Source organism: Streptomyces sp. KR55, from assembly GCF_052245645.1.
Classification (GTDB): Bacteria; Actinomycetota; Actinomycetes; order Streptomycetales; family Streptomycetaceae; genus Streptomyces; species Streptomyces flavusporus.
In genome coordinates, this window is the sequence record NZ_JBQQCE010000447.1 from 1 (window position 1) to 8,070 (window position 8,070).

Genomic DNA, 8,070 nt, shown 5'->3' on the forward strand with positions numbered 1-8,070 from the left:
GCACCCCTACCGGGGCGGCGCCCCCACGGGCCGTTCCGTCAGGGCCCGGGCCACCGCGGTGAGGTTGGCGGCCATGGCCCGGCCGGTGCGGTGGGACCACTCGCGGCTGCGTTCGTCGTCGAGGTAGTTCGGGCCGGGGCCGGGGCCGAGATGCCAGTAGGTCCAGGCCTGGCCCGGGATCGTGTAGCCGAGGTCTGCGAGTGCGCCCGAGATCTCGCTGATGACGTGGTGCGCGCCGTCCTCGTTGCCGGTGACCACCACGTCGGCGACCCGGTTGTAGGCGACCGGCCTGCCCTCGTCGTCCGTCTCGGAGAGCATCGCGTCCATCCGCTCCAGGACCTTCTGGGCCACGGAGGAGGGCCGGCCGAGCCAGGTCGGCGAGGCGATGACCAGGATCTCGGAGTCCAGCAGCTTGTCGTGGACGGGCGGCCAGGCGTCCCCGTCGCGCACCGCCTCGCTGGTCACGCCCGGCGCGATGTCCAGGTCGACGGCCCGTACGACATCGACATCCACGCCCTCCTTCTCCAGCTGCTCGACGACGACCCGGGCGAGCGCCTCCGTGTTGGGGGCTCCGGCGACTGTTTGAGCGTGCAATTGATCACGAGTGCCTTCATGTGTGCCCGGAGTACCCGCAGCGGCCGACTCCACTCGAAGGGGACGCCGCGTTCCGCTCGGGTACTCGACCCGCATGAAGCACCGCGAAGAGCCACGCCTCCCGTCCCCCCGGGGCCCGGTTTCCGCCGCCGTCGGCGCGTACCTCCGGCGGACGGGTCCGCTGCCGCACGACGAGGACGTCGCGACCGCGGCCGCGTACGGCGACGACCTCCAGCTCGCCCTCCACCTCTGCTACGAACTGCACTACCGGGGCTTCGAGGGCGTGCCCGCGGACCGCGAATGGGACCCCGACCTGCTGCGCACCCGCGCGGCGCTGGAGCACCGCTTCCTGTCCGCACTGCGCGCCGACACCCCCACGCACGACACGGTCGCGGAGGCACTCGCGGAGCTCCTCGTCGAACCGGTCGACGGCACGGGCGTCACCCACTACCTGCGCGACGAGGGCGAGCTGTGGCAGCTGCGCGAGTACGCGGCCCAGCGCTCCGTGTACCACCTCAAGGAGGCCGACCCGCACGCCTGGGTGCTGCCCCGGCTGTGGGGCCGGGCCAAGGCGGCGATGGCGGCGGTGGAATTCGACGAGTACGGCGGCGGCCGCCCCGAGCGGGTGCATGCCCGTCTCTTCGCCGACCTGATGACGGACCTGGGCCTGGACACGTCGTACGGACACTACGTCGACGCGGCGTCGGCTCAGGCACTCGGCACGGTCAACCTGATGTCCCTCTTCGGCCTGCACCGGGCCCTGCGGGGCGCGCTGGTCGGCCACTTCGCCGCGGTGGAGGTCACCTCGTCGCCCGGTTCCCGGCGGCTCGCCGAGGCGATGCGCCGCACCGGGGCCGGACCGGCCGCCGAGCACTTCTACGACGAGCACGTCGAGGCCGACGCGGTCCACGAGCAGGTCGTACGGCACGACGTCATCGGCGGCCTGCTGGCCGAGGAGCCGCACCTCACGCACGACGTCGCTTTCGGTGTCGACGCGACCGGACATGTGGAGGACCGGCTCGCCGAGCATCTGCTCACCGCATGGCGTGCCGGACGGTCGTCGCTGCGCACACCCCTGCCGCCTTCCGATACCTCCCATATTCCCTGACTGCCGGGGTACCTGGGCGGCGTGAAACCTCTGGTGCCACCCGGTGTCTACACCCCTCAGGACGACACCGCCCTGCTGGCCGACGCTCTGTCCGAAGAGCCGCTTCCGCCGGGCGCGGACGTCCTCGACGTGGGCACCGGCACCGGGGTGCTGGCCCTGGAGGCCGCGCGGCGGGGGAACCGGGTGACGGCCGTGGACGTGTCGTGGCGGGCCGTGTGGGCGGCGCGGGTCAACGCCTGGCTGGCCGGAGTGCCGGTCCGGATCCGGCACGGGAATCTCTTCGCCCCCGTACGCGGCCTGCGGTTCGACCTGATCCTGGCCAACCCGCCGTATGTTCCCGCACCCCCTGGGAGCCCGCAGCCGCGCGGTACGGCGCGGGCCTGGGACGCCGGCCGCGACGGCCGGCTCGTCCTGGACCGGATCTGCCGGGAGGCGCCTGCCCTGCTGCGCCCGGGAGGAGTCCTGCTGGTCGTCCACTCGGCCCTCAGCGACCCGGACCGCACACTGCAACGGCTGCGCGCGTCCGGCCTGAAGGCCACGGTGATCCGGCGGTGCCGGATCGCCTTCGGCCCCGTACTGCGCGAACGGGAGCGCTGGCTACGAGAACGGGGACTGCTGTCCGCCGCTGAGGACAAGGAAGAGCTGGTGGTCGTCCGTGCCGAACTCCCCCTCTGACACACCGCGCCGGATCAAGGTTCAGCGCCAGGGCCCCGTCCTGGTCGAGGGCCCGGTGGAAGTGGAGCTGGAAGACGGGACCACCGTCACCTCAGACCGCTTCCGCGTCGCCCTGTGCACCTGCCGCCGCAGCCGCCGCTATCCCTGGTGCGACACCAGCCACCGCGACCGGACCCAGGGCCTGTCCGGGGAGTGATCCCCGGGGCCGGCGGGCGGCCCCACTCCGCCCGCCGACCCCTGGGGCGAGACCGCAGGGGCCCCGCGATGTCGGCCCGCACTCCCCAACTGCGGGCCGCTCACGGCATACACGGGGGCCGAGCGATCCCGGTCCCTCAGAACGCGAAGACGCTCGTCCCGTACGAGTTCTTCACGCACTCGTTGGCGAAGGTGCGCTCATAGGAGACGTACTCGCCCTGCCAGACGCCGCTCACCCGGATGACCACGGGGTCGTACTCCCGGGTGCACCACACGCCCGTTCTGGTTTCCAGGGCGTCGAAGTCCCCGTCCGCGCCCCGCAGTTCGACGCAGGCCCCGACGGCGTTCGGGTGCGTGCCGGACGGCGTCGGGGCGCAGCTCAGCGTCACCGCGCGCTCCGGGGTGACGGTGGCCGCGGTCTCGCCGTGAGCGACGGTGAACACCAGGGCCGACGGGGCGTAGAGCGTGGCCGGGGCGGTGGGCGGCGTGGCGTGCGCGGCTCCGGTCAGGGGTCCGCAGACGGCGGCGGCCGTGAGGCCGAGGGTCGCTGCCCAGCGCGCGGGGTTCCGCATTGTGTGCATCCTTCCGCTCGATTCGATGAGGTGCCGGACCCGGCTCGGTCGGTGCCGGATCGGCGAGCGCGAGTCTGCCGAGTCCGCCGCCGAAACACACCTCCACCCCATGAATTTCAGTAACCTTGCGTGTTGAATCAGTGGCGTGAAGTCACGGAATTCGAACGTTCCAATCGCCGATCCGGGCGGTTCGTGATCGTCCCGGGCGGCCGGGTGGCCGGATTACCCAGGCTGTTTAATCGGCCTGAAACATTCCGATTGAGCTCTCGGCGGACTCCGTCCCGACCCCTTGTGTTCATGCTCCGACGGAGTAATCGTCATTACATGATTACGACAGAGCAGCAACAGAAACTGCGCGGCTGGTTCGCCGGCCGACTGCCCGACGACCTCTTCGAGGAAGTGACCGAGGTGACGGTCGACCGCGAGGAGATCACCGTGATCGGCCGCATCCCCGAACCCCGGCTCGCCGACGACGCCTCGGCCGCCGAGCGGGACGCTGCCGTACCGGGCCGGATCGCGGAGTTCCGGGAACGCACCCGGGAGGACCGGATGGCGGTGGCCCGCGAGGCCGAGCACCGGTTCGGCCGGAAGGTGTCATGGGGCGTGGAGTGCGGCGGGCGGCGCGCGCTGTTCACGCATGTGGCAGCACCCGTCATGACCCGGCTGCGGCAGCCCGAACGCCAGGTGCTCGACACCCTGATCGCGGGCGGCGTCGCCCGCAGCCGCAGCGACGCCCTCGCCTGGTGCGTGCGTCTGGTCCAGCGGCACGCCGACGACTGGCTGGCCGAACTGCGGGACTCCCTCGAACACGTCCAGCGCGTACGGGCGCAGGGACCGGACACCGAGACCCCGGAGGACACGGGGGACACCACCACGCACGACGAATGACCGCCCGCGGTGGCCGAATCATCCATGACGGACACGAAAGATGGATGAACCGTCCTCTGGATCGGGCGCCCCCATCGTCCTCTGGATCGGGGCGCCCCCAGCGCCGTACCGTCGGCGAACCGTTCCTGGGGACTGAGCGGAAGTCAGCCCGCTCAGCCGCACGCCCCGAACGGTCTTGGGCGCACTGGTCCCCGGCGTACTCAACCCCAGGGCGGCGACACGCATCGCGTGCGTGGTCCGAGCCCGGGAGGCCAGTTCCCTGCGCGACCTGGCCATGTGGGTACGGCCAGAGGCGACGGGGAGGCCCCGGACATCTCTCTGGTGGAGCGGGGCCCCGCACGCTGGCGCCGTACCCGGCGTCCCAAATCGCACGATCACGTTAACCCGGTCGGCCGAGGGCGCTGCAAGCCCACAAGCGAACCACCACACGATCGAGCTAAATCGACCTCATGCGCCCTCCTCGCTGACAGTTGACTCTCCTCATCCGCCCACCTCGGCGTGCACGGCCGTGTGGTCGGCTCCTTCCTCTCCCTGCTGCCCGCGGTCGCGTTCTTCTCCATCTCGGTGTGGAGCTCCGGCGACGCCCTGGTCGGCGGCGCCCACCGGCTGTTCGGCCTCCACCGCGGCAACGCGTCCTACGCCCTGGCATACGCCCTGTTCGCCGGGCTGGTGCTGATCGTGTGCGTGTACGGCTTCCGGTTCATGCTGTTCGTCGACAAGATCGCCGTGACCTCGGCGAGCGCGCTGTTCCTGCTCGGCGCGATCGCCTTCGCCGGCGACTTCGACCCGTCGTACGCGGGCGTCTTCACGGACTCGGCGGACGCGGCGACGCAGTCGCTGTTCTGGCCGTCGTTCATCGGCGCGGCCCTGATCGTGCTGTCGAACCCGGTGTCGTTCGGGGCGTTCCTCGGTGACTGGTCGCGCTACATCCCGGCGAGCACCCCGCGCCGCAGGGTGGTCGGTGCGGCGTTCCTGTCGCAGATCGCCACGCTGCTGCCGTTCGTCTTCGGCCTGGCGACCGCGAGCATCATCGCGAACAAGGCGCCGGAGTACGTCGATCCGGCCGCCCCCGACGTCGTGGGCGGGCTGCTGGCGATCTCGCCCTCGTGGTTCTTCCTGCCGGTGTGTCTGCTCGCGCTGATCGGCGGCCTGTCGACCGGCACGACGGCGCTGTACGGCACCGGCCTCGACTTCTCCTCGGTGTTCCCGCGGCTGTCCCGGGTGCAGGCCACGGTGCTGATCGGCGTGTTGTCGATCGCGTTCATCTTCGTCGGCCGGTTCGGGCTGGACATCGTGCAGTCCATCTCCACCTTCGCCACGATGATCATCACCTGCACCACACCGTGGATGGTCGTGATGATCCTCGGCTACCACACCCGGCGCGGCTGGTACGACCCGGAGGCGCTCCAGGTGTTCAACCGCCGCCAGCGGGGCGGCCGTTACTGGTTCGCGCACGGCTGGAACTGGCGCGGTACGACCGCCTGGTGGGTGTCCGCCGTCGTCGGTGTGCTGTTCACCAACATCCCGGGCCAGTTCGTGGGCCCGCTCGGCGAGTTGGCGAACGGCGTCGACATCGGCCTGCCGCTGTCGCTGGCCGTGGCCGCGGTGCTGTTCCTGACGCTGCTGCGGCTGTTCCCCGAGCCCCGCGCGGTGTACGGGCCCGAGGGCGCGCGGCTGGTGCGGACGGTGGACGTGCCGGTGCCGCCGATCACCGGTCCCGGGGCGAGCACCGAGGGCGCGTCGGTCCGGGAGAAGGCGCAGCTCGCGGACTGATCGCCGGGTCGTTGTCGGACCCTGCCGCTACCTTGCCACCATGACCGATTTCGTACTGGTGGCAGGTGCGTGGCTGGGCGCGTGGGCGTGGGACGAGGTGGCGGCGGAGCTACGGACGGCCGGACACGGCGTCCATCCGCTGACTCTGTCCGGTCTCGCCGAGAAGCGGGACGTGCCGGCCGGGCAGCGGAGACATGTCCAGGACATCGTCGACGAGGTGGAGCGGCTCGATCTGCGGGACGTCGTGCTTGTCGGGCACAGCTACGCCGGCATCCCGGTCGGCCAGGCAGCCGAGCGGATCGGGGACCGGCTGGCCCTGGTGGTGTTCGTCGACTCCACCGTGCCCGTCGACGGGGAGTCGTTCCTCTCTGGCTGGCCGAGCGACCACGTGCGGGCGTCGATCGAGGCGGGCGGCGGCTTCTGGCCACCGCTCACCGCGGACGACTGCGCGGGCCAGGACCTGACGGGCGAGCAGATCGCCCGGATCATCGGCGGCTCCACCCCGCACCCGGGCGCCTCCCTCACCGAACCGGCCGCGCTGTCCCGCCCGCTGGGCGAGCTGCCGGCGACGTACATCAAGTGCCTGCTCGACGGGGACGAACCCATGGACGCCGTACAGAAGCTGCTCAAGAGCGACAGCTGGGAGCTGGTCCGGATGGACACCGGTCACTGGCCGATGTTCTCCCGGCCGCGCGAACTGGCCGGGATCCTGCACCGGTCGGCCGTCCGGGCCTGAGTCACACCCTGGACGGACGTGCCCTTACTCGCCAGTATCGTCGGGACGACGCGGCTCGAGGGTGAGAGGCGGGGACCGGGCGATGGCCAGGCACTGGGCTGACTTCCAGTACGAGATCTATCTGAACGGGATGGCGGGAGCCGTACCACGGCTGCCCACCGATCTGACACGGCTGGAGGAGCTCACCGAGCAGCGGCTCGGACCGGGTCCCGTGGGCTATGTGGCGGGCAGCGCCGGAGACGGCAGCACCGCCCGTGCCAACCGGGCGGCCCTGCACCGGCGCCGGATCGTGCCGCGGATGCTGCGGGACGTGCACGAGCGGGACCTGTCCGTCGAGGTGCTGGGCCGCCGGCTGCCCGCCCCGCTGGCACTGGCGCCGGTCGGCGTGCTGTCGATCATGCATCCGGACGCCGAGCCGGCCGCCGCCCGGGCCGCCGCCGCGCAGGGCGTGCCGTATGTGCTGTCCTCGGCGTCCAGCACACCCATCGAGCAGGTCGCGGAGGCGATGGGCGACGCCGAGCGCTGGTTCCAGCTGTACTGGGCGAAGGACCGCGAGGTGACGCGGAGCTTCCTGAACCGGGCGAAGGCTGCCGGGTTCAGCGTGCTGGTCGTCACGCTGGACACCCCGCTGCTCGCGTGGCGACCCCGCGATCTCGACCAGGCGTATCTGCCGTTCCTGCACGGCGTGGGCACCGCCAACTACTTCTCCGACCCGGCCTTTCAGGCGGGATTGGCCAAGCCGGTGCACGAGGATCCGAACGCGGCGGTGATGCACTTCGTCGGCATGTTCGCTGACCCCGCCAAGACCTGGCCGGACCTGGCGTTCCTGCGGGAGAACTGGGACGGCCCGATCGTCCTCAAGGGCATCCTGCACCCGGACGACGCCCGGGCCGCCGCCGACGCCGGGATGGACGGCGTGGTGGTGTCCAACCACGGCGGACGCCAGGTGGCCGGCTCCGTCGCGGCGGCCGACGCGCTGCCCGGGGTCGTCGCGGCGGCCGGTGACCGGTTGACGGTGCTGTTCGACAGCGGGGTGCGCACCGGCGACGACGTCTTCAAAGCGCTCGCGCTCGGCGCACAGGCGGTCCTGGTGGGCCGGCCGTACGCGTACGGTCTCGCACTCGACGGCCAGGCGGGCGTGGAGCATGTGATCCGCTGTCTGCTCGCCGAACTCGATCTCACCCTCGCCCTGTCCGGGCACGCCACACCCGCCACCGTCGGACCCGCCGACCTCGTCCTCGTCGAGGAGTCCGCATGACCGCCACGCACACCGGCGGGCGCCCGGCCGGAGCCGGACTTTCGCAGCTGTTCCCCGGCGCGGCGCGCGGCACGGTCGAGTAGGGCGCCCTGGCCGGTGCGGGCGTCGACTTCGTCGACACCGCGGGCCGGGCGCCCCGGGACGTCGTCGGCTAGTGCCGCGGCAGGCAACGTTTGCCCGTCAAGGAGCGGCGTCCGGTGCGTGCTCTCGGCGTGCCGGCCGGAAGCCCTCGTACTGGATGTACTTGGGCTTTCGGCCGGTGCGGCGAGAG

Annotated in this window: 7 protein-coding genes and 2 pseudogenes; 7 read left to right on the forward strand and 2 right to left on the reverse strand. The window is 71.6% G+C overall.

Annotation, left to right across the window (positions count from 1 at the left end; translation table 11 throughout):
• Positions 1 to 6 precede the first annotated feature (6 nt).
• Positions 7 to 614: pseudogene (locus ACTWQJ_RS41260) on the reverse strand (flavodoxin family protein).
• Positions 615 to 688: 74 nt separating this feature from the next.
• Here ACTWQJ_RS41260 and ACTWQJ_RS41265 point away from each other — a divergent pair.
• From ACTWQJ_RS41265 to ACTWQJ_RS41275, 3 genes are read left to right on the forward strand one after another with little or no spacing between them, the layout of a single operon-like run.
• Entirely contained in the window at positions 689 to 1,702 is a 1,014-nt protein-coding gene (locus ACTWQJ_RS41265) for an iron-containing redox enzyme family protein (protein ID WP_443311554.1), read from the forward strand.
• 21 nt (positions 1,703 to 1,723) lie between these two features.
• Entirely contained in the window at positions 1,724 to 2,377 is a 654-nt protein-coding gene (locus ACTWQJ_RS41270) for a HemK2/MTQ2 family protein methyltransferase (protein ID WP_443311555.1), read from the forward strand.
• Positions 2,358 to 2,573 carry a CDGSH iron-sulfur domain-containing protein gene (locus ACTWQJ_RS41275; RefSeq protein WP_443311556.1) on the forward strand — a complete coding sequence of 72 codons (216 nt, stop codon included), beginning with the start codon at positions 2,358 to 2,360 and terminating at the stop codon, positions 2,571 to 2,573. Before ACTWQJ_RS41270 ends, ACTWQJ_RS41275 begins: the two co-directional genes overlap by 20 nt.
• Before the next feature lie 136 nt (positions 2,574 to 2,709).
• On the opposite strand, the gene ACTWQJ_RS41280 is transcribed toward ACTWQJ_RS41275, so the two are convergent.
• Positions 2,710 to 3,144, reverse strand: a complete 435-nt coding sequence (locus ACTWQJ_RS41280) for a subtilase-type protease inhibitor (RefSeq protein WP_129803249.1) — start codon at positions 3,142 to 3,144, stop codon at positions 2,710 to 2,712.
• 324 nt (positions 3,145 to 3,468) lie between these two features.
• On the opposite strand from ACTWQJ_RS41280, the gene ACTWQJ_RS41285 reads away from it, so the two are divergent.
• The 4 genes and pseudogenes from ACTWQJ_RS41285 (at position 3,469) to ACTWQJ_RS41300 (ending at position 7,799) form a co-directional block, all read left to right on the forward strand.
• A complete protein-coding gene (locus ACTWQJ_RS41285) occupies positions 3,469 to 4,032 on the forward strand; it encodes a hypothetical protein (protein WP_443311557.1) in 564 nt (187 codons plus the stop codon).
• Between the two features lie 474 nt (positions 4,033 to 4,506).
• Positions 4,507 to 5,805 (forward strand): annotated as a pseudogene (locus tag ACTWQJ_RS41290) (purine-cytosine permease family protein); the annotation flags it as partial.
• A gap of 40 nt (positions 5,806 to 5,845) precedes the next feature.
• Positions 5,846 to 6,541, forward strand: coding sequence for an alpha/beta fold hydrolase (locus ACTWQJ_RS41295; RefSeq protein ID WP_443311558.1), 696 nt, complete (start codon positions 5,846 to 5,848; stop codon positions 6,539 to 6,541).
• 82 nt (positions 6,542 to 6,623) lie between these two features.
• Complete coding sequence (locus tag ACTWQJ_RS41300) at positions 6,624 to 7,799, forward strand: lactate 2-monooxygenase (protein ID WP_443311559.1); 1,176 nt, start codon at positions 6,624 to 6,626, stop codon at positions 7,797 to 7,799.
• Positions 7,800 to 8,070 lie beyond the last annotated feature (271 nt).